27 protein-coding genes, 1 pseudogene and 1 riboswitch are annotated in these 22,451 nt (G+C 34.9%); of the genes and pseudogenes, 26 read left to right on the top strand and 2 right to left on the bottom strand.

Annotation, left to right across the window (positions count from 1 at the left end; genetic code table 11):
* Positions 1-2: 2 nt before the first annotated feature.
* The 24 genes from ACIPKN_RS17955 to ACIPKN_RS17840 all read left to right on the top strand — a co-directional run bounded on the left by ACIPKN_RS17955 (position 3) and on the right by ACIPKN_RS17840 (position 19,594).
* Positions 3-1,709 (top strand): terminase large subunit, encoded by a 1,707-nt coding sequence (locus ACIPKN_RS17955; RefSeq protein ID WP_400938544.1) that lies wholly within the window; start codon positions 3-5, stop codon positions 1,707-1,709.
* 20 nt (positions 1,710-1,729) lie between these two features.
* A complete protein-coding gene (locus ACIPKN_RS17950) occupies positions 1,730-2,899 on the top strand; it encodes a phage portal protein (RefSeq protein ID WP_400938542.1) in 1,170 nt (389 codons plus the stop codon).
* 26 nt (positions 2,900-2,925) lie between these two features.
* Positions 2,926-3,621, top strand: coding sequence for a head maturation protease, ClpP-related (locus tag ACIPKN_RS17945; RefSeq protein WP_400938539.1), 696 nt, complete (start codon positions 2,926-2,928; stop codon positions 3,619-3,621).
* Positions 3,622-3,624: 3 nt separating this feature from the next.
* A complete protein-coding gene (locus tag ACIPKN_RS17940) occupies positions 3,625-4,806 on the top strand; it encodes a phage major capsid protein (protein ID WP_400938537.1) in 1,182 nt (393 codons plus the stop codon).
* Positions 4,807-4,832: 26 nt separating this feature from the next.
* Positions 4,833-5,081: a hypothetical protein gene (locus ACIPKN_RS17935; RefSeq protein WP_400938534.1), complete on the top strand. Its 249-nt coding sequence runs from the start codon at positions 4,833-4,835 to the stop codon at positions 5,079-5,081.
* A complete protein-coding gene (locus ACIPKN_RS17930; protein ID WP_400938531.1) occupies positions 5,082-5,351 on the top strand; it encodes a phage head-tail connector protein in 270 nt (89 codons plus the stop codon). It abuts the gene before it with no gap.
* Positions 5,348-5,653, top strand: coding sequence for a phage head closure protein (locus ACIPKN_RS17925; protein ID WP_400938529.1), 306 nt, complete (start codon positions 5,348-5,350; stop codon positions 5,651-5,653). The genes ACIPKN_RS17930 and ACIPKN_RS17925 overlap by 4 nt, the downstream gene beginning before the upstream one ends.
* Positions 5,650-6,009 carry an HK97 gp10 family phage protein gene (locus ACIPKN_RS17920; RefSeq protein WP_400938526.1) on the top strand — a complete coding sequence of 120 codons (360 nt, stop codon included), beginning with the start codon at positions 5,650-5,652 and terminating at the stop codon, positions 6,007-6,009. Before ACIPKN_RS17925 ends, ACIPKN_RS17920 begins: the two co-directional genes overlap by 4 nt.
* Positions 6,006-6,341, top strand: a complete 336-nt coding sequence (locus ACIPKN_RS17915) for a hypothetical protein (protein WP_400938524.1) — start codon at positions 6,006-6,008, stop codon at positions 6,339-6,341. Before ACIPKN_RS17920 ends, ACIPKN_RS17915 begins: the two co-directional genes overlap by 4 nt.
* Before the next feature lie 22 nt (positions 6,342-6,363).
* A complete protein-coding gene (locus ACIPKN_RS17910; protein ID WP_400938522.1) occupies positions 6,364-6,969 on the top strand; it encodes a major tail protein in 606 nt (201 codons plus the stop codon).
* Positions 6,970-6,994: 25 nt separating this feature from the next.
* Complete coding sequence (locus ACIPKN_RS17905; RefSeq protein ID WP_400938519.1) at positions 6,995-7,342, top strand: hypothetical protein; 348 nt, start codon at positions 6,995-6,997, stop codon at positions 7,340-7,342.
* A gap of 32 nt (positions 7,343-7,374) precedes the next feature.
* The gene (locus ACIPKN_RS17900) at positions 7,375-7,542 is read left to right on the top strand and encodes a hypothetical protein (RefSeq protein WP_400938516.1); all 168 of its coding nucleotides are present in this window, start codon (positions 7,375-7,377) and stop codon (positions 7,540-7,542) included.
* A gap of 108 nt (positions 7,543-7,650) precedes the next feature.
* Positions 7,651-10,965 carry a phage tail tape measure protein gene (locus tag ACIPKN_RS17895; RefSeq protein ID WP_400938514.1) on the top strand — a complete coding sequence of 1,105 codons (3,315 nt, stop codon included), beginning with the start codon at positions 7,651-7,653 and terminating at the stop codon, positions 10,963-10,965.
* Positions 10,966-10,967: 2 nt separating this feature from the next.
* A complete protein-coding gene (locus ACIPKN_RS17890; RefSeq protein WP_400938670.1) occupies positions 10,968-11,783 on the top strand; it encodes a distal tail protein Dit in 816 nt (271 codons plus the stop codon).
* A gap of 15 nt (positions 11,784-11,798) precedes the next feature.
* The gene (locus tag ACIPKN_RS17885; RefSeq protein ID WP_400938512.1) at positions 11,799-13,343 is read left to right on the top strand and encodes a hypothetical protein; all 1,545 of its coding nucleotides are present in this window, start codon (positions 11,799-11,801) and stop codon (positions 13,341-13,343) included.
* Positions 13,344-13,359: 16 nt separating this feature from the next.
* Positions 13,360-15,018 carry a hypothetical protein gene (locus ACIPKN_RS17880; protein ID WP_400938510.1) on the top strand — a complete coding sequence of 553 codons (1,659 nt, stop codon included), beginning with the start codon at positions 13,360-13,362 and terminating at the stop codon, positions 15,016-15,018.
* Positions 15,015-15,290, top strand: coding sequence for a hypothetical protein (locus ACIPKN_RS17875; RefSeq protein WP_400938508.1), 276 nt, complete (start codon positions 15,015-15,017; stop codon positions 15,288-15,290). Before ACIPKN_RS17880 ends, ACIPKN_RS17875 begins: the two co-directional genes overlap by 4 nt.
* Position 15,291: 1 nt before the next feature.
* Positions 15,292-15,453 (top strand): hypothetical protein, encoded by a 162-nt coding sequence (locus ACIPKN_RS17870; protein WP_400938506.1) that lies wholly within the window; start codon positions 15,292-15,294, stop codon positions 15,451-15,453.
* Positions 15,454-15,456: 3 nt separating this feature from the next.
* Entirely contained in the window at positions 15,457-16,395 is a 939-nt protein-coding gene (locus tag ACIPKN_RS17865; RefSeq protein ID WP_400938504.1) for a pyocin knob domain-containing protein, read from the top strand.
* Between the two features lie 22 nt (positions 16,396-16,417).
* Positions 16,418-18,190 (top strand): phage tail protein, encoded by a 1,773-nt coding sequence (locus tag ACIPKN_RS17860; RefSeq protein ID WP_400938502.1) that lies wholly within the window; start codon positions 16,418-16,420, stop codon positions 18,188-18,190.
* A gap of 22 nt (positions 18,191-18,212) precedes the next feature.
* A complete protein-coding gene (locus ACIPKN_RS17855; RefSeq protein WP_400938500.1) occupies positions 18,213-18,422 on the top strand; it encodes a hypothetical protein in 210 nt (69 codons plus the stop codon).
* Positions 18,419-18,700, top strand: a complete 282-nt coding sequence (locus tag ACIPKN_RS17850; RefSeq protein WP_400938498.1) for a hypothetical protein — start codon at positions 18,419-18,421, stop codon at positions 18,698-18,700. Before ACIPKN_RS17855 ends, ACIPKN_RS17850 begins: the two co-directional genes overlap by 4 nt.
* A gap of 12 nt (positions 18,701-18,712) precedes the next feature.
* Positions 18,713-18,931, top strand: a complete 219-nt coding sequence (locus ACIPKN_RS17845) for a hypothetical protein (protein WP_400938495.1) — start codon at positions 18,713-18,715, stop codon at positions 18,929-18,931.
* A 174-nt stretch (positions 18,932-19,105) separates the two neighbouring features.
* Positions 19,106-19,594 carry a hypothetical protein gene (locus ACIPKN_RS17840; RefSeq protein ID WP_400938493.1) on the top strand — a complete coding sequence of 163 codons (489 nt, stop codon included), beginning with the start codon at positions 19,106-19,108 and terminating at the stop codon, positions 19,592-19,594.
* A 43-nt stretch (positions 19,595-19,637) separates the two neighbouring features.
* Here the strand turns inward: ACIPKN_RS17840 and ACIPKN_RS17835 are convergent, their stop codons facing one another.
* Positions 19,638-19,988, bottom strand: a complete 351-nt coding sequence (locus ACIPKN_RS17835) for a helix-turn-helix domain-containing protein (RefSeq protein ID WP_400938491.1) — start codon at positions 19,986-19,988, stop codon at positions 19,638-19,640.
* Between the two features lie 426 nt (positions 19,989-20,414).
* Between ACIPKN_RS17835 and ACIPKN_RS17830 the strand changes: the two genes are divergently transcribed.
* Together ACIPKN_RS17830 and metA are read left to right on the top strand one after the other, a co-directional pair.
* A complete protein-coding gene (locus ACIPKN_RS17830) occupies positions 20,415-20,684 on the top strand; it encodes a hypothetical protein (protein ID WP_400938489.1) in 270 nt (89 codons plus the stop codon).
* A 223-nt stretch (positions 20,685-20,907) separates the two neighbouring features.
* Positions 20,908-21,018, top strand: a riboswitch (SAM riboswitch).
* 137 nt (positions 21,019-21,155) lie between these two features.
* Entirely contained in the window at positions 21,156-22,091 is a 936-nt protein-coding gene (gene metA, locus ACIPKN_RS17825; RefSeq protein ID WP_132360682.1) for a homoserine O-acetyltransferase MetA, read from the top strand.
* Positions 22,092-22,163: 72 nt separating this feature from the next.
* On the opposite strand, the pseudogene ACIPKN_RS17820 reads toward metA, so the two are convergent.
* Positions 22,164-22,451, bottom strand: a pseudogene (locus ACIPKN_RS17820) (hypothetical protein); the annotation flags it as partial.

Below are 22,451 nucleotides of genomic sequence, written 5' to 3'. Positions count from 1 at the left end.
CTATGGCTAAGAAGAAACCTACTATTAATAGATATCCACTAAGTTACAATCCAGTAATAGAATACTATGAAAAGATTGAATCTGGTGAAATTCTAGCAAGTGAAAAAGTAAGGAAAGTATACGAAGAATTAGTACGTAAAATAAATGACCCAAAATGCAGATATAAATATGATTCAGCAAAAGCAAACAAAGCTATTGAATTCGTAGAAAACTTCTGTAAACACTCAAAAGGTGAATGGTCTGGTAAACCTGTTATTCTTGAATTGTGGCAGAAAGCATTATTAGGTGCTACATTTGGCATGATTGATAAAGAAACAGGCTACAGAATGGTTAGAGAGTTAGTTTTAATCATCCCACGTAAAGCAGGTAAGTCTACTTTAGGTTCTGCAATAGCAAACTACTTATTAATCGCTGATAATGAAGGCGGTTCAGAGGTTTACGCAGTATCAACTAAGAAGGATGCGGCTAAAATTGTTTGGGGAGAATCTGTAAAGATGATTAAGAAGTCTCCTGTACTCTCTAAGCGTTTAGAATGTCGTATTGGTGAAGTTCGTTATCCAATGGGTGAAGGTGTTTATAAGCCTCTATCAAGTGATTCAAACTCACTGGATGGATTAAATGCTCATGGCTCATTTATGGATGAGATTCACGCTTGGAAGGATAAAAACCTTTACGATGTAATTGTTGACTCTATGTCTACACGTAAACAACCTTTAAACTTCATTATGACAACAGCAGGATACGTTCGTAATGGTATTTATGATTTAAAGTATCAAGAATGTGAAGATTTAATCAATGGTTATTCAGATGGTTCTTATACAGATGATTCCGTATTACCTATCATCTATGAATTAGATAATGCAGAAGAAATACATGACGAAGCAATGTGGTATAAAGCTAATCCAACTTTAGGAACAGTTAAGAGTTTAGACTATATTCAGAAGCGATACAACAAAGCAATAAACAATCCTTTGAATATGCCAAACTTACTAACTAAAGACTTTAATATTCGACACAGTGGTAATGTTGCATGGTTAACATATGACCAAGTAAATAACGAGGCTACATTTGATGTTGAACAGCTTAAACCTAAATATGGGATTGGTGGTGTCGATATGTCTCGTACAACAGACTTAACGGCGGCTTGTTTCTTATTTATGATGCCTGATGATGATACGATTTATGTTGAACATATGTATTGGCTTCCAGAGGATGGGATAGACGAGCGTATTAAAGAGGATAACATGCCTTACGATATGTTTGTACAACAAGGTCATATGCGATTATGTGAGGGTAATATTATTAACCCTACAGACGTTCTGAATTGGTTTAAAGAGGTTCAAGAAGAGTACAAGTGTCATATGTATTACATTGGATATGACCGTTACGAGTCTTCACAGTGGATTGTAGACATGGAACAAGAATTTGGACGCTCAACAATGATTCCAATTGCTCAAGGAGCGCAAACTTTGAGTATCCCTATGTATAATTTAGGAGCTTCTCTAAAGAAGAAGAAAGTTAACTACAACAACAATCCTATTACTAAATGGTGCTTGCATAACACACACGCTAAAGTCGATGATAACGATAATATTAAACCAATCAAAGGGGAAAACAAATCGAAACGTATTGACGGAACAGCGGCTTTGTTAGATGCATTCACAGTATTAGAGAATAATAGGAATGAATATTCAAATCGTATTAGATAACTTAGAAAGTAGGTGAGAAATTGAATTTATTCAGCTTCGGTAAAAGCAATCAAAGTAACACAACGAAAAAAAGTCAGAAGGTTAAAATGCTGACTTCTGATGAAAACGACTCTTATTTTAATTGGGATGGTAATATCTATGAAAATGATATCATTCGCTCAGTAATCAGAGCGAAAGCAAAAGCAGTAGCAAAAACTACAGCAGAACATGTTCGAAAATCAGGAGATAACACAACAATCAATCCAGATTTCTATATGAAGATGCTTCTAAAACGTCCTAACCCTATCATGGGAATGCAACAGTTACTAGAAAAGACTGTCACACAATTAGAACTAAATAATAACGCTTATATCTTTATCAATCGTGATGATAACGGCTATCCTATTGGATTGTATCCCATCATTGCTACTAATGTTCAAGTCTTAGCAAGTAGTAACGATACGTTTCTACGATTCACAATCAAAAAGAACGGTCAGATTGCTACTTTTAATTATAAGGATGTTATTCATTTACGTCAAGATTTTAACGATAGCGATATGTTCGGTTCATCTAATGTTGAGGCATTGGCTTCATTAATGCAAGTTGTAAACTCAGTCGATAAAGGAATCATCAAAGCAATCAAGAATTCAAATGTTGTTCAATGGTTGCTAAAGTATCAAGCAAACTTAACAGAAGATGACGTAAAGAAACAAACGAAACGTTTTACAGATTCATTCTTAAATATTGATAGTGAATACGGTGGGGCGGCAGGCATTGATAATAAAGTGGATGCAGAACGAGTAGAACCTAAATCATATATGCCTGATAAAGAATTCCAAAAGGAAAATGCAAAACGTATTTATAACTACTTTGGTATTAATGAGAAGATTGTCAGCGCTTCTTTTGATGAAAATGAGTGGAACGCTTTCTATGAGTCTTCGATTGAACCTATCTTAATTCAACTATCAGAAGAATTTACCTATAAGCTATTTACACGTAAAGAAATAAGCTATGGAAACGAGATTCGATTCATTTCTAAGAACCTAATGTTTGCTAGTATGACTAGTAAAATCGCATTAGGGGCATTAGCAGATAGAGCTATTCTAAACCCTAATGAGATTCGAGACATTTTAGGCTATGCTCCACACGACAATGGAGATGAGTTCCTACTTCGGAAAGACACAGGAAAAACTACAGATAGAACAGGTTAAACCTCAGAAAGGGGTGAGAAATAGTTTTGAAAACGATTAATATTAACGGAATAATTATTTTAAATGACAAAAAAGAAGCCTATGACTTTTATGAGATTGAGTCAACATGTCCTAATGATGTATTAAAACATCTAAACGGAGAAGATGTAAAGGTAATCATAAACAGTCATGGTGGCTCGATTTTTGCGGGTGCTGAGATTTACACAGCTCTTAAAACATATCAAGGCAAGGTTACTATTGAAATTCATTCGTTTGCAGGTTCTAGCGCTTCTATTGTTGCTATGGCAGGTGATGAGGTCTATATGTCTCCTATTGCTCAAATGATGATTCACAATGTGTCAATTACTAATAGTGGAGACTATCGAGACATGGAACAAGCAATTGACATCCTTAAAAGCTCAACAGATGCACTAGCAAATGCCTATGTCCTTAAAACGGGTATTAACAAAGAAGAAATTTTAGCAATGATGAACAAAGAAACATGGTTAAACGCAGAGAGAGCTGTTGAGTTAGGATTCGCTGATAACATTATGTTCCAGAAGAGCGCACATAAGCAAGAAGCAGTCAACCCTATGTCACTGGTAGCTTCATATAATGCGGAAATGTTACCTCAACAAGCTATCAACAAATTTAATGACATGAAGAACGAAAAGAAAATCAATACGGAAAAAGCCAAACATATGGCTCAAATAAATTTACTTAAACTAAAGGAGATTCACTAACAGATGAAAAAAGAAACGTATTTAGAACAACGCAATGTATTAGTAACAGAAGCAGAGGACTTAATCAACAAAGGCAAATTCGAAGACTCTACAGCTAAGCAAAATGAAATCAAAGCATTAGATGCAAAGTTTGAGAATGTTACTCGTGAGCTTGCAAACTTAAATTCTTTAAAAGAACAAGGCACAGTAGATTTAGAGAATAAATCTGTCTCAGTGTCAGGATTATCAAATGTACAACCAATTGAACAGAACGGGGAACTACAGAACATGAGTAAACAAGAATTACTAGTAAATGCTTTTGCTAAATCAGTAATGGGAACAAAAATGTCAGCAGTAGAATTGTCAAATGTCACTTATGCAGAAGATAGCGGTGTTGTAATCCCTGAGACTACAATGAACGAAATCATTGAATTAGTCGGTGAGCAATATCCATTCTTCGGTGATGCTAAGAAATATAACATTCGTGGTATCATGCATTTACCAAAACACAAAGCTATCAAATCTGGTGATGCTAAAGGTTACAAAGAGAAAGCAACTACAGTAGTAGAAGAAAATGAAATGGCTCGTGTTACTCTTAAAGGAATTGAAGTTTCTAAACTTATCGAAGTATCATTCAAAATCGAAGCAATGTCTATTCCTGCATTCATGGAATACCTTAAAGGTGAATTAGTTGACCGTATTGGTGCTTTCGTTGGTCAATCTGTATTTATCGGTGATGCTTCTACAGACGAAGAATTAGAAGGTGTTGTTAAAGTGTTAGAAACAGCAGGACAAACAGTAGAATATAAAGGTCATATTGCTTATGACACAATGACTAAAGCAATGGCTAAATTACCTGCACAATTCCAAAATGGTGCGGCAGTATATGTAAACAACAAAACTTTATGGGAAGAACTTTCTACAATCCAAGATACAAATAAACGCCCAATCTTCATTAATGATGAAACAGTTGGAGGGGTAGGACGTGTGTTTGGTTTACCAGTAAAAACTGATGGCGGTTGTCCAGATGGCGTTATTGTTATTGGTAAGCCATCTGTTGGTTACGCTGTAAACACACAAAAGCCTGTATCTGTAGAGACAGACAAAAACCTTAAAGCTCGTACAACTGAGTTCTTAGGACACACTATCCTAGATGGCAAAGTTACACGAGAAGATGCATTTGTTGCATTAGTTCCAGAAGCTTAATAATAGAACAAAAGGAGATGCAATAATTGAAACATTTAGTAACTAAATTCTTCAAAGACAAGGTGACTGGGAATATGATGATTCCTAGTCATTATTTTGTTTGTGAAGATTATGAACGTATTCAATATTTAGCTTCTCTAGGTTTAATTATTCCTCATTCTAATACAGAGCAATTGAATAAAAAAACTAAAGAAGAAGTAAAAGAAGAACCAAAAGAAGAAGTAAAGAAACCTTCTCAACGTAACACACGAACTAAGAAAACGAGTGATGCTTAAATGCTTGATAAAGTAAAGTTCGCATTACGTATTCAAAATACAATGTTCGATGGTGAAGTTCAAGACATTATTGACGCATGTTTATTGGATTTAGAGTTATCTGGTGTAAACACAACAAGTAAAACAGAGGATGACAAGTTAATTACTCGCTCAATTGTTTTATATGCTAAATCTGAATTTGGTTTGGCTAACACAGATAGCGAGAAGTACAAACTATCATATGAAGCACTTAAAAGACATCTGACATTAAGTGAGGAATACACAAAATGATGTATAACGAAGTTGTTAAATTAGTTGGCTACACAATTGAAAAAGATGAGATGTTGCAGGAAGTCAAAGTTGAAACTAAACGTGAGCTATTCTGTGAAAAGAAGAGTGTAGGACGGTATGAGTTTTACATAGCAGGACAGCAAGGCACTAAACCTGAATATGTATTCGTGGTTCGTTTGGCTGATTATAAAAATGAAGATACATTAATCTACAAAGGTAATAAATATTCAATCTATCGCTCCTATGATAAAGGTGAGTTCATTGAATTATATACTCAGCGTAAAGTAGGTAGGGTTGTATGACGAGTATAGATAACTTTGCCAATGAAATAGTTAAAGAGTTACAGAGATTTTCTAAGTATGTATCAGAAGAAGTAGAACTAGCTGCTAAGGATGTTACTAAGATGTCTGTTAAACGGTTAAAGAGTAAATCTCCTGTTGGTCATTATGCAGGCGGCGGTGATTACGCTAAAGGATGGCGTGTCAAAAAAGTTGGTAAGAACTATACAGTTTATAATGCTACAAATTATCAACTAACACACTTATTAGAGCATGGTCACGTAAACAGAGACGGTTCTAGAGCGCAAGCATTCCCTCATATTAAGGATGCAGAACAAGAGGCTATTCGAGAATTTGAAAGGAGATTAGAGAGCCTATGATAACACTAAAAGAATTACCACCTATTTTAACTAAGATTGGGATTCCAGTTGTTTACTCTCATTTCACTCACAACGAAAATACGCCTGCTCCTGCTCCTCCTTTTATGGCTTATCTTGAACAAGATTCCGATAACTTTGGTGCAGACAATAGAGTATATAAAAAGGTTTTAACTTATCGTATTGAAGTTTATACAAACAAAAAAGACTTAGCGTTGGAAAAGAAAATTGAAGATGAGTTTGATCTAAACGGTATCTTCTACGATACTGACGAGTTGTTTATTACAGCTCAAGATTTATACCAAAGATTTTACACAATACAACTATTAAAATAAAGAAATGGAGACATAATTTACTATGACTAAAAACTCAGTATTATTCGGTTTAACAAATGTACATTACGCAACGTTCGAACGTGATCCGGATGGTTCTTACAAATATGATACACCAGTACGTATAGAAGGCGGCGTTTCATTAACTCTTAACCCAGTTGGTGACGAAGCTAAATTCTACGCTGATAACGGTGTTTACTTCTCACGCTTTGCGAACAATGGTTATGAAGGTACTCTTAACATTGCTATGATTACTGACAAACTACGCACAGAAGTTTTAGGTGAGAAAATGGTTAATGGTGGCTTCTTAGAAACAGCAGACGCACGTCCTAAAGATGTAGCTCTAATGTTTGAAGTAGACGGTGACGCAACTCAAACACGTTTCGTATATTACAACTGTGCTGTTGCTCGTCCTACTCAAACTGCTAACACTGTTGCAGAATCAATTGAAATCGAAGGTCAAGAATTAACATTTACAGCTAAACCACGTCTTAATGATAAAGCTATTCGTTGGAATACTGGTGATGCTACAGAAGCAACTATTTACGATAACTTCTTTAAAGCAGTTGTACAACCAGAAGCAATCCCTCCAGTAGTAGACCCAGGCGAAGATAAGAAAGCAAAACAATAGCAAATAAGAAAGAGGAATCTATTCCATGGCAGAAAAACTAATTGAAGTATATGAACAAGAGATATTATTTAAAATCACAGGACAGACACCATTAATGTATCGAGCAATGTTCGCAGGTGCAGACTTCTTAAAAGATTTCATGAATCTTGAAAAGGCTAAAGTTTCTGGTGAATCATTCGACTCACTTGAGTTCTATCAAATGGTATATTGTTTAGCTAAGAAAGGTAATCCAGATATTCCAGAAATGAATGATTGGTTAGATAGCTTTGACGAAGGTTTCCCAGTAATGGATGTCTTTGCCGAAGTATTACCATTAATCCAAGCTAACTTTACAGCACCTAAAAAAAAGGCAACAAGAACAACGAAGAAATAAATGAAGACCCAGAAACAGCGATATATCTATTAATGGCTAAAGAGTCTAAATTATCATTTGATGAATTAGATATGATGTCTATAGGAATGGTTTTAGAACATATAGATTTATACTTTGAAATGAAACGTCCTAAAGATGGAGATAAACCTAAAGTAGTTAAAGCTACTCAAGCGGATATAAACGCAATGTTAAAGAATTAAACTACTAGGGGATTACTCAAAAAGAGTAGTTCCCTTTTTTTCATACATAGAAGATTCAATTTGTGATTTTCTATGATTACAAATTATAGAAAGGAGCAAACTTAATACATGGCAGGTAAAGGAATTAAGGGTATCACATTTAATATTAGCGGAGATACGACAGGTTTAGACAAAGCATTATCAAAGGTTGAAAAGGAAGCTGTAAAGACTCAGAAAGAATTAAAAGAAGTTGAGAAAGCGGCTAAGATTGACCCACATTCAACCGAGATGTACGCTCAAAAGATGCAACTACTAGAGAAACAAGTTGGTAATACAAAAGAAAAACTTGACACTCTAAAACAAGCACAGCAACAAGTAGAACAACAATTCCAATCTGGTAGAATTGGTGAAGAACAATATAGAGCTTTCCAACGTGAATTGTCATTAACTGAATCTGCTCTTAAGTCTTACCAAGGACAGATGGATAGCACAAGAAATGAACATCATGCTTTAGCTGAATCTACTAAGAACATGAAAACGTTCTTCGAAGCTACTGGCACTTCTGTAGATACATTTTCAGACGTTCTAGGAACTACACTGACAAATGCCATCAAAGAAGGTCGAGCAAGCTCACAGCAATTAGAAACGGCATTAGAGAAGATGGGTAAAACTGCTCTAGGTTCATCTATGGACTTCGAGAAGATGAAACACGCTTTATCTAAAGTTGACCAACGAGGTCTTAAAGCAGTACAAAAGGATTTATCTAAAGTTGCTAAAGAAGCCAAAAACGCAGGAGACGAAGTAAACGTATTTGGTAATAAAATGTCGGCAGGCGGCGGCTTAGCGGCAATGATTCATGAAGCCTTAGATGTATCAACTCTTAATACTAATATTGAAATTTCAATGGGATTAAAAGGCGGAGATGCAGAGAAGGTTCGTTCGTCTATTATGGACGTAACATCCGCTATAGGTGACGAAGAAGCCGCTTATGAAGGTGTACGTAGACAAATGACGTTGAATAAAGACGCGTCTATGGCTACAAACCAAGAGATAATCAAAGGCGCTTCTATGATTAGTCGTGCCTACAAAGAAATAGACTTCAAAGAACTAATTCAAGAAACACACGAAATTGGTAAAGAGCTTGGTATATCTCAAAAGGATGCTCTAGCGCTAACTAACCAATTACTAGCAATTGGATTCCCACCAGAACAATTAGATATCATCTCAGAATACGGAAATCAGCTACAACGTGCAGGATATGACGGTGAACAGATTCAAGCACTATTTGCGGCAGGTGTTGAAACTGGTACATGGAATATCGACAACCTTTTAGACGGTTTAAAAGAAGGTCGTATTCGTGCTACAGAATTTGGTGAAGGGTTAAACAAAGCTCAAGCTAATGCAGTACGAGATGCAGGGTTATCTACTAAAGCATTCGAAGACTGGGGTGTTGCTATCGCTAAAGGTGGCGAAGAAGGTAATAAAGCATTCCAAGATATGACTAAAGCTCTTATGAGTGTTGAAAACGATACTAAACGTAACACTCTAGGAACTGAGATTTTTGGTACTATGTGGGAAGACCAAGGTGATAATATATCTGCAACTATTCTAAATATGAATAAGCATATGAAGACTACAGCGGATATGCAAGGCAAACTCACAGACGATGTTAGCAAGATGGATGCTGACCCTGCTTACAGACTATCGCAAGCAATGAATGAAATCAAGGCTTCTTTAGCTCCTGTATTGGCAGATTTAGCAGAAGTAGTAGCTAAAATTGCAGATTGGGTAGCAGAGAATCCAAAGTTGACAGGAACATTGGTTGCTATTGTAGGTGTTCTAGGAACATTAGTTGGAGCATTTGCCACTCTCATGCCCGCTATTAGTTCCTTTATAGGATTGTTAGGTGGAGCAGGTGCGGCAGTTGAAATTTTAGGTGGCGCTATTGCAGTATTATCGGGACCCATTGGTTGGGCTATTGCGGCTATTGCGGCTTTAGGAGTTGGTGCTTATGCATTAAATGAACATATGAGTCAATCAGCAATAGAAGTGACAGATTGGTCTGAATCTGTATCAGAAGGAACGGCTAAAGCTGTTGGTGGCTTCTTAGAACTCGAAAAAGGTGCTGAGAACTCACTTAAGCAAATGGCATGGTCTGGTGAAACTGTTACTAAAGAAATGGCAGATGGAATGGTTAATACAACTAACCAGATGGCAGAACAGATTCTTGGTAATATGAAAGAGCAACATGCTCAACAATTAGAAGGTCAAAAGACTTACTTTGCAGAATCTAATGCTTTATCAGCAGAGCGTGAAGCTGAAATCATGGCTCAAACTCAGAAGCAACAACAAGCAGAAGAGAAAGCAGTAACAGAAGGTCAAGCTAAGATTAAAGAAATTATGACAAAAGCAGTAAATGAAAAGCGCGGTATTACTGAGCAAGAAGCCGCGGCAATTGAAGCTATTCAACTTGATATGAGAGATAAAGGTATTAAGTATCTATCTGAATCAGAAGAAGACCAAAAGTTCATTCTCGAAACAATGAAAAACGATGCATCTGCTCTAACTGCTCAATCAGCGGCAGAAGTAGTTAAGAACTCTAAAGAAGCACGAGATAAAACTATTAAAGATGCAGAAGAAACATATAAAGAGCGTGTTAAAGCCATTACTAGAATGCGTGACGAGGATAAATCTATCACCAAAGAAGAAGCCGATGCAATGATTGAAGAGGCTAAACGAGGTAAGAACGAATCAATCTCTAGTGCTAAAGAAATGCATAACAAAGTTGTAGCAGAAGCCAAAGGTCAAGCTAAAGAACATGTTGCAGAAGTTAACTGGGAGACTGGTGAAGTAAAATCTAAATGGCAAATGCTAGGTGATGATATCGCTAAAATCTGGGGTTACATTGTAAAAGGTGCTACAGCTTTCGGTAAAGGCGTTTATGATGCTATTAAGAAACCAGTAGATGATACTATTAAGTTCTTCAAAGATGGATTTAATGACGTTGTTAATTGGTTCGGAAACCTTAAGATTCCAGAAATTAAGATTCCAAAACCTAAGTTACCTAAGTTTGATTTAACGTTTGGTAGCAAAGAAGTATTCGGTAAAACTATTTCATATCCAAATGGATTCGATGTTTCTTGGCACGCCAAAGGTGGTGTCTTTGATACGCCTACTTTATTTCCAACAGCAAGCGGTATGCATGGTGTAGGAGAAGCAGGAGCAGAGGCAGTTATACCATTAACGCCTAAGGTATTAGGTGGAATTGGTAAAGGTATAGCGTCTCAAATGGGAGCAAGCCAACAACCTGTAATCTATGTAATGCCACAAGACATTTACATGGATAGCACATTAGTTGGTAAGGCTACAACTAATTCAGTAAGTAACGCACAACAAGCATTAGCACAACGTAAAGCTATGTCGAAAGGAGTTAATCTATATTGATTATGGAATTAATGGACGGTACTAGAATAGATACTTTTAAGAATAGTATGTACCGATTAGAACACAATATACCATCTATTAATATTGAACATGAAACGGTTCATATTGATGGTAGACGTGGAAATTTAATTACAAAAAGTATGTATACAGAACGTATCATATCAGTACGGTTCATTTATGATTCGTACGATATAAATGACTTCTATTTACTGAGGGATGAAATTAACGCATTGTTCACACGTAATGATGCGTTTTACATCATCTTTAAAACAGAACCTTATAAGAAATATAAAGTTCGAATGAATGGAAGTATTAATCTACCTGTAAATATGCACATGGATGAATTTATAATCGAATTCATGTGTGATGATGTGTGTGGGCTTTCTACATTCCCAACTTCTAAATTCTCAAAAGAATGGGATATAGATATGTTTGCATGGAATGGTGAAATTACGTGGGATGAAGATATAGCTTACACATTTACAAATACAAATAGCTTCTCAGTTATTAATTTAGGAACAGCAGATATTGACCCACGACAAGACTACTTAAAAATAAACTTGAATGGATTATTTGCTACAAGTGTCACTATAACAAATTTAACTACTGGTGATAAATATGTTATTGATACAAGCTTGAGTAGCAATGAAAATCTACAAATAATTGGTACAACGTGTAAGAAGAACGGACAAAGTATATTTAAATATGTACGAAATAAAAAAGAGTTAATCACATTAGCAAAAGGCGAGAATAAGTTTGTGATCGAAGGTGGTAGCGTAAATTCTATCTCATTTGATTTTAACTTCTTGTACTTATAGAAAGGAGTAAATAAATTGGCAGTATCACTAAACAGAACAGGTAACCCAATTAATCGTGAAGAACGTATCTTACTTAACCAAAACTGGGATAAGATTGAAATGGGTATATACACATTACAACACGAAATCAACATGTTAGCAGGAGATGCGGATGTTGAGGATATCTTAGAAGCTATTACAACTGCATTAGACCGTGTTAATGAGGTTAAAGAAAACGTAGACCAAACTTTGACAGTTGCATTAAATGCTCGTGACAAGGCAGGACAAGCCGTATTAGATGCTCAAACAGCAATTGATACAGCTAATGTATCAGCAGAAGAAGCACACAAAGCAACACTTGAAGCTCAAGAGGCTACAGAACAATCTAAGCAGGCTACAAAAGATGCACTTAAAGCTTTAGACAATATGAATGACTTAATGGATTCTATGAATCTAACGTTATTCAATATGAACGCAGAAGTTGAAAAGTTAAAAGACACAGCTCAATCAATGATTGATGAATACAGTGTTGCAGAAAAACACTTAGAGGATTCAATCAAAGCAGGAGAAAAGAAAATTGGCGATGCTCTTGCAGATAATACAACAATTATCAATAACTTAATCTCAGATGCACGTAAAGACGTTCAAGATGCATTAGATAAACTTGACATTGATACAGAAGCTTTAATTAAGCGTGTAGATGATGCAATCAAAGCAAGCGCTCAAGCAACAGCAGATAATAAAGTAGCAGTTGATTCAGCTATTGACAATATGAAACTAACAGTTTCAGATGCAGTAGCACAAGGTCAATTAGACATTGCTCAATCACTAGAACAGAACAATAAAGATGTAGCACAACTAATTACTGATACTAACTCACGAGTTGATATTAAGATTGGTGAAGTAGATACAGCAATTAAGAATGCTGAAAAGGCTACACAAGATGCTAAAGATGCTACAGACGAAGTAAAGCTAGTAGTAAATGAAGTTAAAGGTTGGACAGGTGCAGAAGAATTTGATAGAAACAAAGATTACTTCCGTAACAACGTTGTAACTTATAACGGCTCTACATGGCAAGCTAAACGTAACGTAATGGGTGTTACACCTTCTGAGGACAATAAAGAAGACTGGATTCTATTAGCACGTAAAGGTATTGACGGTCAAGGGGCTGTAGCTAGTATTAACGGTTTATTCCCAGATACTAGAGGCGATATTAAACTAAACGCTCATGATGTTGATGCCTACAATCGTAAAGAAGTAGACGACAAGATTAAAGAAGTAGCAGACAATACTAGCTTAATCACAGAAGAGTTAGAAAAGCATAATAGAAACTTCTTAGCTCATGGTGGAGATAGTACATTTAATATGTCTAATCCTATTCCTAATACACGTTTATATAAAGATGTCGCTTATGAAGACAACAACCATACAACAACTCAACTATCTGAATCTACACAAGGTTCTGGTGTATATGACACCTTAACAGTTTTAACAAAAGATACAGAAGGAAACGACTTATCGTTAAAGTATAAACTAACTTTTAATGTTAGCGGTGCTGTAATCGGTACAGTCAAGTTATAAGAAGGGAGAAATTAATTTGGATATAGGTTCAATTTTACGCAACCATGGTATTGATATTGCCAAGGTTGGCGGAGATGGTGGAACAGTAAATACTACTATTCTACCTACAGCATTACAAACAACAACAGACAATCAGAAGGTATGGGATATCCCACAAGGTCGATTTGATAATGAATCTGACTCTATGATTGTATTCCACAATACAGTATATTTAGAACCCACTTCATACACTCTAACAGGTGATGCGGCTACAGGATATACATTAACAATTCCAGATGCCCCAGATGTAACTAAAGAAGATAACAATGTCAATATCTTAGTATTCAAGAACTTTGCAGAAGTAGGAAGCTTGATTTCAGGTACACAACTTACAGATGGCTCTATTGCTCTATCTAAATTAGGTCAAGATATTCAAGACTTCATTAAGAACGGTCAAGCCGAAATTGTAGATAATCTCACAACAGCAGATAAAACAAAAGTATTATCAGCTAGTCAAGGTGTTGTTATTAAAGAAGAACTAGATAAAACTCTTAAGAATAACTTTTTTAATAAAGATAATATGTACTTTAACTTAAATAACACATTTGCGGTTAAACAGTTTAATTCCCATGTCTTTGAAAACGATACAACGTCTGAGCTGTGTGAGGTAGTAATTCCGTTAAGTCTAACTGTAACAGGGATCTTTAAATTTACAATGGTGTCATCATATGCAAATTCAGATGCAACAGGTGGAGCAGAAATATTGTTTCATGTTGGGGCAACTGAACAAGGAAGACTGTATCACCAAACAGTTGATATTGTATCAATGACTACTACCTTTGCTGATAACTTCTATATTAAAGATGCTATTGTTGACACAAACTATATTAAATTCGGCATCATCAAACGTCAACGAAAAAACCATCTATCTGTACAGATGTCTTATCAAACAGTAATAGGTAATGCATGGAATGTTATAGCTAACGCTAATGTTTATAATTACCCAATGAGCAATGTTATTACATTAACTGAATATCCTAAACAATATTCAATTGCACAATCTACACCGAGAACAACAAATAGAAACATGGATATCTTTGTGTCTTCTGAAACAGGTAGTGACGTTAGTGGTATCGGAACTAAAGGAAAGCCTTATAGAACTATACAATTTGCTATTGATAAATTACCACAAATTATTGACCACTCTATTACAGTCTATCTCGAAGAAGGTTTCTATTCAGAGAGCGCAGTAATAAATGGTAAAGTTGGTAGGGGTCGTTTAAATATTACGTCAGTTAATACAGGCAATAGGAGAGCTACTAATATCTCTCGTGTTTATGTATTAAACTGTCAAGTAAAAATAGGTATGTACTACTTAAGTTTAACTGGAAGCAGTGAAGGTCTAGTTATCGACAACTGTCATTATATTACTGTTACAGGTGTAGATATGTACGGAGCAGGCTCTATCGGATTATATCCAAAATCTTCTACAGTATTCCTTAATTCTTCTGGAATTTGGGATAAGAAGACAGCAGTATACGCAGATGAATTATCTAGAGTATTATTGAATAGCATCGTAGGAAAAAGCAATACAAATGGTATTACATCAGCATATGGAGCAGAGGTAATTAAGAGTTCAGTATCAATGACTTCAACAAATGGAGATTCTCAAACTACAGGAGGTATAATTCGATGATAACATTAAGAGTCGGCAAAGAAGAGTATAAAGCAGAGAAATTTGTAAAAGGAAATGATTACATCATTGGCTATACAAAAGGTCAAGAGGTTGTATCGTTCAGAGGCGTTAAAGACTTCTCAGATTTTAAATTACTTTATGGTGCTAAGTTTGAAGAACCAGAATTAACAGTCTTGGAGAAACATATCATTCAACAAGCTAAGAAAGATGCTGAAATGATGGAAATGGTAAGTGAGTTAATGATGCCAATAACTATGAAAGGATTGAAGTAATATGGCTTTTGAATTTAAAGAAGATAGCGAAATTGTAAAAGGCTATATCTTATTACTATCACATGGAGAAATTACTATGGGAAATATTCCAGACCTTTTCAATTTGAGTATCATGGTTAAACTAGCATGGAATAAATACGTTGAAGAAAGAGATGGTAAGTAATATATGGCATATAACGGGAACAAAGTGAGTAAGCAACAACTTGCTCCTTCTCTTCAAAAAGAAATCGATGATGCTAAAGTCGAAGTTGTAGACGGTTTTGATTCTTCAAGTAAGAGTGAAGCGCTATCAGCAAATAAGGGTAGAGAATTAAAGATAGATATTGTAACAGTAAAAAATAAACTAAATAGTATCAAAGATACTATTTTAATAGGCGCAGTAGATTTCAACGCTGTTACAACTAATGGCGCATACTTTTGTGATAAAGTTGGTGCAACAAATAAGCCACCTAAAGCAATAAGTAGTGTTGGATGGCTAATCGTTGAAATGGGTACAGATGCATATGCTAAAAGTTGTGTACAAACATTCGTACACTCAGGTGATAGCAAAATTGCAATGTGGAAAAGATTAAGTTTATCCAATGGCGCTTGGGGAACATGGCAGAAGATTCTAAATGAAGATGATTATAATACGCTTTTTCAATATGTAAGTAATGGTAAAAAAGAAGTTGCGAACGCCATTACCCGTAAAGGTGTGACTACTAGTCCTACAGCAGAGTTCGCAACAATGGCACAAAATATTGGTAAGATACCCGCAGGTAAAAGACAATATGTCGGTAAAGTTACAAGCTCAAGTACATCTAGAGGTTTTCCTGATTATCAGAATCAGCCGCAAGCATTGTACTATACTACAATATATTCTGACGCTATTGGTTTTACGCCTAGTATGATTATAGCACATCCAACAAATTATAGAACTGATTATACAACCAACTCAACTATAGTATATCCAAATAAGGTTAGCACAGCAGGTAGTAGTGTTATTGCTTCTGTACAAAATGACAATGGCATGATTAATATATCAGATATCAGTAGAAATTCTAATTCTTTCTTTTTACCATTACGGAGAGATTCAACAGAATATACAATTTATGCGTATGAATAAAAATAAATAAGGAGTTAACTATATGCTATATGTAACTAAGGGAACGATTGCAGAACCTTTAAATAGTGTAGAGAGCTTGGAAATCAACGAAGAGGTTAATGGAGAGTTTGTTCTTTCCATGACCTCTTTTGACGTTGAGAACAACCATGGCTATCACCTATTAACGGTTGAGTCAATCATTACAATAGAAGATTATGAATTTAGCATTAAAGAAGTAAAACAAACTAGCTATTCAAAAGAAGTAATCGCAATATCTATATTCTTTAACCTAAACGACAAAAGACAGAATGAAATATACGGTGGAACACGTAGCTTTGATGAGTTTGCACAGTTTGTTTTCAAAGGTACGAATTGGAATTTTACTAGTACTGTCCAAGGGCATGAAATGATTCCTAACTTTGGCGAGAACAATGTAGTTGCATTAGTACAGCAATTATGCACTGTATTCAAATGCGAATATCAAATCATGCCAAATAATCATATTCACTTTTCTAACAAAATAGGCGGTGACTATGATGCTCAGTATCGTTACAAACAAAATGTAGTGGCATTATCAAGACACGAGAATACTAGTAACTTGAAAACCTATATCGAAGGATATGGAGCTGACAAACTGTGGGTATCTTATACGTCACCTTACGCTGAAAAGTTTGGTAAACGAGAAGCTGAACCTGTTCATGATGATAGATTTACACATGCAGATGCACTATTGGAACATATCAAAGCTTCTATTCAAGATGAACCAGAATTATCGTTTGAATTAGATGCAGTAGAACTAACTAATAAAGAACTAGGTGAACGTGTATGGTTAATTCACGAGCCATTAGATATTGAGTTACAAACTCGTATCCTACAGCAAACTAAAACTTTAGTAGACGGTGAACTTAAGACAAGTAAAGTTGTACTAGGCAATATGATTCCTAAAGACTTCATTGACATCTTAGTTAATCAGAAGATTGAAATGGATAACAATAAGGATATTGTACGCTCTAAATTTCACCAAACTAATGACCGTATCACTATGGAAGTTGAAAGAGTTGGTAAGCAATTAACTCAGCTACAAATAGAAGATGGAAAGATTAGTGCTAAAGTAGATGAAGCTAATAAGTCTATTGCTGAATTAACATTAACGTCAGAACAATTCAAAGTAAGCATTAACAATAAAGTTGATAACATGTCGTCTGATTTTACTATTAGAGCAGATAGAATTGAATCTAATGTTAGAGACGTTGGCAGTAAAGCTGATAGGGCAGAATCAAATATCACACAGACAAATAGCTATATTCAAACTCAAGTAGTTAAATATAACGAAGGTGAAAAAGTTGTATCTATGATTAACCAGACACCAGACTATGTACAGATTCAAGCTAAGAGTATCAATCTAGATGGTGCTGTAATTGCTTCTGGTTCAATAACAGGTAGAACAAATATTAATGTTGGTACAGATTTATATGTTGGTAGTGATATTTATATGGATTATGGGCGAGGACAAAACAATCAGATACATTTTTATCCAGGAACACAAATTTATAATAGCTCTAGCGACTTATTCGTACAAGCTGACAGTACTCTATGGCTTGGTGGTCAATATGTGAATCTGCAAGGTCAAGTATCGTTTAGTCAAGCTCAAAGTGTAGATTTTAGCGGTGTTTATGTAACAGGACTAAATGTAGAAGCAACAAGTATCAACGGTTTAAATATTAGAGCTAACTGGTCTGGTCATAATAAGAACGCAAGTGAAGCAGGCAGGCTATATGTTGACGGTGGTCGATACGCACTATTATATCAAGGATAAAACAAGAAACGGAGAAGAAAGCATGAAATACAAATTAGAACTTAAAAATGGAATGTCATACAACTTATCTGGTGCAGAAATAGATATAGAGTCAATCTCTCAGTTATTAAACTCTCCACGAGAGGTATATTTAAACTTTAGCGGTATTCTAGTGTCATCTAGTTTATTTAGCGGATTACTACCAGTCTTTGATGAAGAACAACCAGAAGAGGTTGAAGAGGTAAAAGAATGAATCTAGAAGCATGGGCTTATATAATCACCATTGCAGGGGTAATCGGTGGTGGTTTATTTGCTCTTTGGAAGATGTCAGTAGGTGTTAATACTACTCTAACTAATCTAGATAATAGTATTACGGTATTAAATAATCATCTAGACGAAGTTAAACTAGACCAAAGAGAAATAAGAGAAGAGCAGAAAAAAACAAATGATGCTGTACAGAAGCATGAAGTTGAAATGAGCGCTCACAACTTACGTATTGGAGCAATTGAAGAAAGACTCAAGCAGAAATAAGGAAGTGTTCTTATGAAGAAAAGAATAATAGAGCAACTATCTAAGTTACTAGGCATTCGAAATGTGATTGCAATTCTAGTAACTATTTTATTTGTTATTTTATCGTTAACAGGTGTATTGCAAGTAGAATTTATTCAGTCAATTATATTAGCTGTAATTATATTCTTCTTTGCAAAAGGCACAACATATGATGAAGCACGAAAAGGGGATAAGGATGAATACGAAGAATGATAAACTCAATAGAAATAGAATCAATAGGTAAGAAGATACTAGATGTAAAGAGTACTGGTTAAAATTCCATCATAGGTACAAAAGAGTAAAATATTTTCAGTGAAACGCTTAACTTTATCTCTAAGACAGTATACAATATAAGTGTCTAGATACATATAAAAGAGAAGACGCATTATGAAAAAACTACTAGTAGCAGGTGTACTATCATTAGGATTATTGATTGCAGGTAATCAAGTTGCAAATGCTGAAACGATTAGTCCAAAGGTTGATACTACTTATAACAAGTACATTGAAAAGTATTTAGTTGAAGATAATCAGAAAGATATGATATTTAGTAAGACTTATTTTGATAGAGATGATATAGGCAAAGTAATAAAAGTAGACGGTAACGTTGATTGTTACGTTCTAAAGGATGATCACATTAAGCCCGATGGAGAAAAAAGTGTTATTGAAAGACCTGTACCTGTAAGTTTATGGGAAAGTAGGTTTACTGGGAAACCTAAGCCCAATAGGGAGTATATTCTAGTGACAAAAAGGAATTACTTTACTACAGGTGGATATCTTAAAGCTTTTGAACCTATAGATATTATTGAAATTGAAAAACCTAAAAAAACATTGAAATTACCTAAAAGAATAAATGACGTATTGAAGGCTATCTCTTAATTGAGATAGCCTTTTTTATTTTTATTTAACTAATTTATTAGTACTAATCTTCGCTATCGAACAAACCATCGAAGACAGCTCCCAAGATTGCAATGGTTTTCTTTCTTTCTTCGGGTGTCATTTTATTTACTGCTCTTTGAAGTGTACGTGTATCTGCGTCACTAATATCTTCACTTACAGCACTATAGAAACTTCTTTTTTCATCTGTACGACCAAGTAGATAGTCTACAGATACATTGAAATAATCGGCTACCTTTTCTAATGTTTCTGCTTTTGGACTTTGTGATTTCAAAGTATAAAAGTAATTCTCACCAAATCCCATATCAAAAGCCACTTGTTTTAGATTTTTATCTTTATTTTTTGCTAACTCTTTTATCCTTGCAAACATTGTCATATTGATAATCTCCTTTTCGCATAAGACAAAACATAAACAAAAAAGTACACAACTAGATAAAAACAGTTGACTTAGGTACTTTGTTAGGTTATTATCATCTCATAAGCTAGGTTATTAGCTAAAAAAGACAATAAAAATACGACCTATTTATAAGCATTTTTCGTTGGGGAACGGTTTAAATGTTGGTTTAAAGGCTTTTTAAAAGTCTTATTTAGCTATGTCTAAATAGTACTCTACAGAGTAATTATTGTCAATGATGTTAGTTTTTTTATCTTAAAAAGTACATACTCAATGATGCGCTGTGATACCGAGCCAATGACGGTATAGTGTTCGAGCTTATAGCTCTTGTGAAGGTTGCAACATCAAAAGCAAAGTTAACAATCTATGAATAAGAGGTTAAACAATATGATAAATGTAGCACTAACAATGAGAACAACTAATGCAAGATTTGAGCAAGCTGAGAATATCGTGTTTATGGATACTAACAATATCATTCACACTCATAGAATAGAACATAAAGAATATGATAAGGGTTGGTTATTATTAGATATCTTATTTGACAATCTTGAAGCGTTCAAGAAAAAAGAATGGTCATTCGACAATGTAGCAAGTGTTTACTTTGAAAGTTATGATAATGATTTGTTTGGTCTTGAGCGTCATCAATCGTTTGATGTAGTAGAAATAGTAGAGCTGTAAATCATCCCAAAGGAGCAGTCTTTTTTATTTGAAATTCTATACACTTCTTTTTATCAGAAGTATGAGTTATAATAAAAATTACATAGATTTTATAAGAAGTGGAATAAACTAAAAAAACAAAGGTATTACTCCCAAACTAATGACATGCATGATTAATAACAAAATATTCTATGTATTATTGATATTCTTAATTGTTCATGTTACAATTCTTTTTAATTAAATAATCTTATCATGAGAAGTTGAGGGATTTGGCCCGATGACGCTTCAGCAACCTCTAACGAAAGTTAGAAAGGTGCTAATTCCAGCAAAGGATTTATCCTTTGAGAGATAAGAGTGAACGTGGAAAAATCCTTCTCATTCTATCTCATATGGAATGAGGGGGATTTTTTAATTTCATCGTTTGATATTTGAGCTTTGTGCAGGGCCCGTGCATTGATGTAACAAAAGAAATAAAAGAGAGGGGAATGCAAGATGCCAATTAATATTCCGAAAAACTTACCAGCTGGAGAACATTTACGTGAGGAAAAAATCTTCGTTATGGAAGAGGACCGAGCGAAAACGCAACAAATTCGTCCGTTAAATATATTAATTTTGAACTTAATGCCAGAAAAAGAAAAAACAGAGCTGCAATTACTTCGTTTATTGGGGAATACACCGTTACAAGTGAATATTACATTTTTAAATACAGCTACGCATGAATCGAAAAATGTCAGTAAATCACATTTACAGTTATTTTACACGACCTTCAATCAAATCCGTCATCGCCGTTATGATGGTATGATCATTACAGGTGCACCAGTAGAAAAAATGGAATTTGAAGAAGTGAACTACTGGCAGGAAATTTCAGAAATTATGGATTGGTCTAAGACAAACGTAACATCGATTTTACATATATGTTGGGGTGCACAGGCGGCGTTATACCATCATTACGGTATCGGTAAAATTGGACTTCCTGCTAAATGCTCAGGTGTATATTCCCATGTTATTACGGATTTAACAGTGGATTTAGTACGTGGCTTTAGTGATTCATTTACTGCACCACATTCACGATATACATCCGTATCAATTGATGAAGTACTAAGCCATCCTGATTTACGATTACTATCTTATTCTGAAGATGCTGGTGTTTTTATTGTGCAATCTAAGGATAATAAAAACATTATGATTACGGGCCATCTTGAATATGATGCAACGACTTTAGCTGATGAGTATAGTCGAGATGTTGCGAAAGGATTAGATATTGAGGTACCAGTGAATTACTTCCCACATGATAATCCTGCAAATGAACCGATTAATACGTGGCGTGCCCATACACATTTATTATTCTCAAACTGGTTGAACTACTATGTTTACCAAGAAACGCCATACGAATGGGATTTCGTCGATCAAATTGAATATCATATTTAATGCCATTTAATAGCAATTAAAAATGATGACCTTGATATGATAGGGTCATCATTTTTTTATGCCTTTATACTGTTAATTTTCTGATGAATTTTTATTTTTATCACTGTTTGGCGTATTGCCGGTATCGCTATCATTCTGTGTAGTATCGCTGCTACTAACACTCTGCGAAGGATTTTCGCTATTGCTACTACTTGCACTTTGAATAGAATCTTCGTTATTATTACTACTTTCATTTTGAGTAGTATTTCCGGCATTGCTATTACTATCACTTTGAGTAGAATTATCATTATTACTACTACTTGCACTTTGAGAAGCATTCCCGGCATTGCTATTACCATCACTTTGAGTAGAATTATCATT

The sequence above is a fragment of the Lysinibacillus sp. NPDC086135 genome, assembly GCF_044746345.1.
GTDB lineage: Bacteria > Bacillota > Bacilli > Bacillales_A > Planococcaceae > Lysinibacillus.
This window is presented reverse-complemented; position numbering and strand designations above follow the sequence as displayed.

Bases quoted from the DNA above. Each gene is read 5' to 3' on its own strand.
- ACIPKN_RS17855 (WP_400938500.1), top strand. From the start codon at position 18,213: ATGAAATACAAATTAGAACTTAAAAATGGAATGTCATACAACTTATCT.
- ACIPKN_RS17830 (WP_400938489.1), top strand. From the start codon at position 20,415: ATGAGAACAACTAATGCAAGATTTGAGCAAGCTGAGAATATCGTGTTT.
- ACIPKN_RS17910 (WP_400938522.1), top strand. From the start codon at position 6,364: ATGACTAAAAACTCAGTATTATTCGGTTTAACAAATGTACATTACGCA.
- ACIPKN_RS17915 (WP_400938524.1), top strand. From the start codon at position 6,006: ATGATAACACTAAAAGAATTACCACCTATTTTAACTAAGATTGGGATT.
- ACIPKN_RS17930 (WP_400938531.1), top strand. From the start codon at position 5,082: ATGCTTGATAAAGTAAAGTTCGCATTACGTATTCAAAATACAATGTTC.
- ACIPKN_RS17850 (WP_400938498.1), top strand. From the start codon at position 18,419: ATGAATCTAGAAGCATGGGCTTATATAATCACCATTGCAGGGGTAATC.
- ACIPKN_RS17900 (WP_400938516.1), top strand. From the start codon at position 7,375: ATGGCTAAAGAGTCTAAATTATCATTTGATGAATTAGATATGATGTCT.
- ACIPKN_RS17890 (WP_400938670.1), top strand. From the start codon at position 10,968: ATGGAATTAATGGACGGTACTAGAATAGATACTTTTAAGAATAGTATG.
- ACIPKN_RS17845 (WP_400938495.1), top strand. From the start codon at position 18,713: ATGAAGAAAAGAATAATAGAGCAACTATCTAAGTTACTAGGCATTCGA.
- ACIPKN_RS17870 (WP_400938506.1), top strand. From the start codon at position 15,292: ATGGCTTTTGAATTTAAAGAAGATAGCGAAATTGTAAAAGGCTATATC.
- ACIPKN_RS17920 (WP_400938526.1), top strand. From the start codon at position 5,650: ATGACGAGTATAGATAACTTTGCCAATGAAATAGTTAAAGAGTTACAG.
- ACIPKN_RS17895 (WP_400938514.1), top strand. From the start codon at position 7,651: ATGGCAGGTAAAGGAATTAAGGGTATCACATTTAATATTAGCGGAGAT.
- ACIPKN_RS17925 (WP_400938529.1), top strand. From the start codon at position 5,348: ATGATGTATAACGAAGTTGTTAAATTAGTTGGCTACACAATTGAAAAA.
- ACIPKN_RS17875 (WP_400938508.1), top strand. From the start codon at position 15,015: ATGATAACATTAAGAGTCGGCAAAGAAGAGTATAAAGCAGAGAAATTT.
- ACIPKN_RS17865 (WP_400938504.1), top strand. From the start codon at position 15,457: ATGGCATATAACGGGAACAAAGTGAGTAAGCAACAACTTGCTCCTTCT.
- ACIPKN_RS17860 (WP_400938502.1), top strand. From the start codon at position 16,418: ATGCTATATGTAACTAAGGGAACGATTGCAGAACCTTTAAATAGTGTA.
- ACIPKN_RS17940 (WP_400938537.1), top strand. From the start codon at position 3,625: ATGAAAAAAGAAACGTATTTAGAACAACGCAATGTATTAGTAACAGAA.
- ACIPKN_RS17905 (WP_400938519.1), top strand. From the start codon at position 6,995: ATGGCAGAAAAACTAATTGAAGTATATGAACAAGAGATATTATTTAAA.
- metA (WP_132360682.1), top strand. From the start codon at position 21,156: ATGCCAATTAATATTCCGAAAAACTTACCAGCTGGAGAACATTTACGT.
- ACIPKN_RS17955 (WP_400938544.1), top strand. From the start codon at position 3: ATGGCTAAGAAGAAACCTACTATTAATAGATATCCACTAAGTTACAAT.
- ACIPKN_RS17835 (WP_400938491.1), bottom strand. From the start codon at position 19,988: ATGACAATGTTTGCAAGGATAAAAGAGTTAGCAAAAAATAAAGATAAA.
- ACIPKN_RS17840 (WP_400938493.1), top strand. From the start codon at position 19,106: ATGAAAAAACTACTAGTAGCAGGTGTACTATCATTAGGATTATTGATT.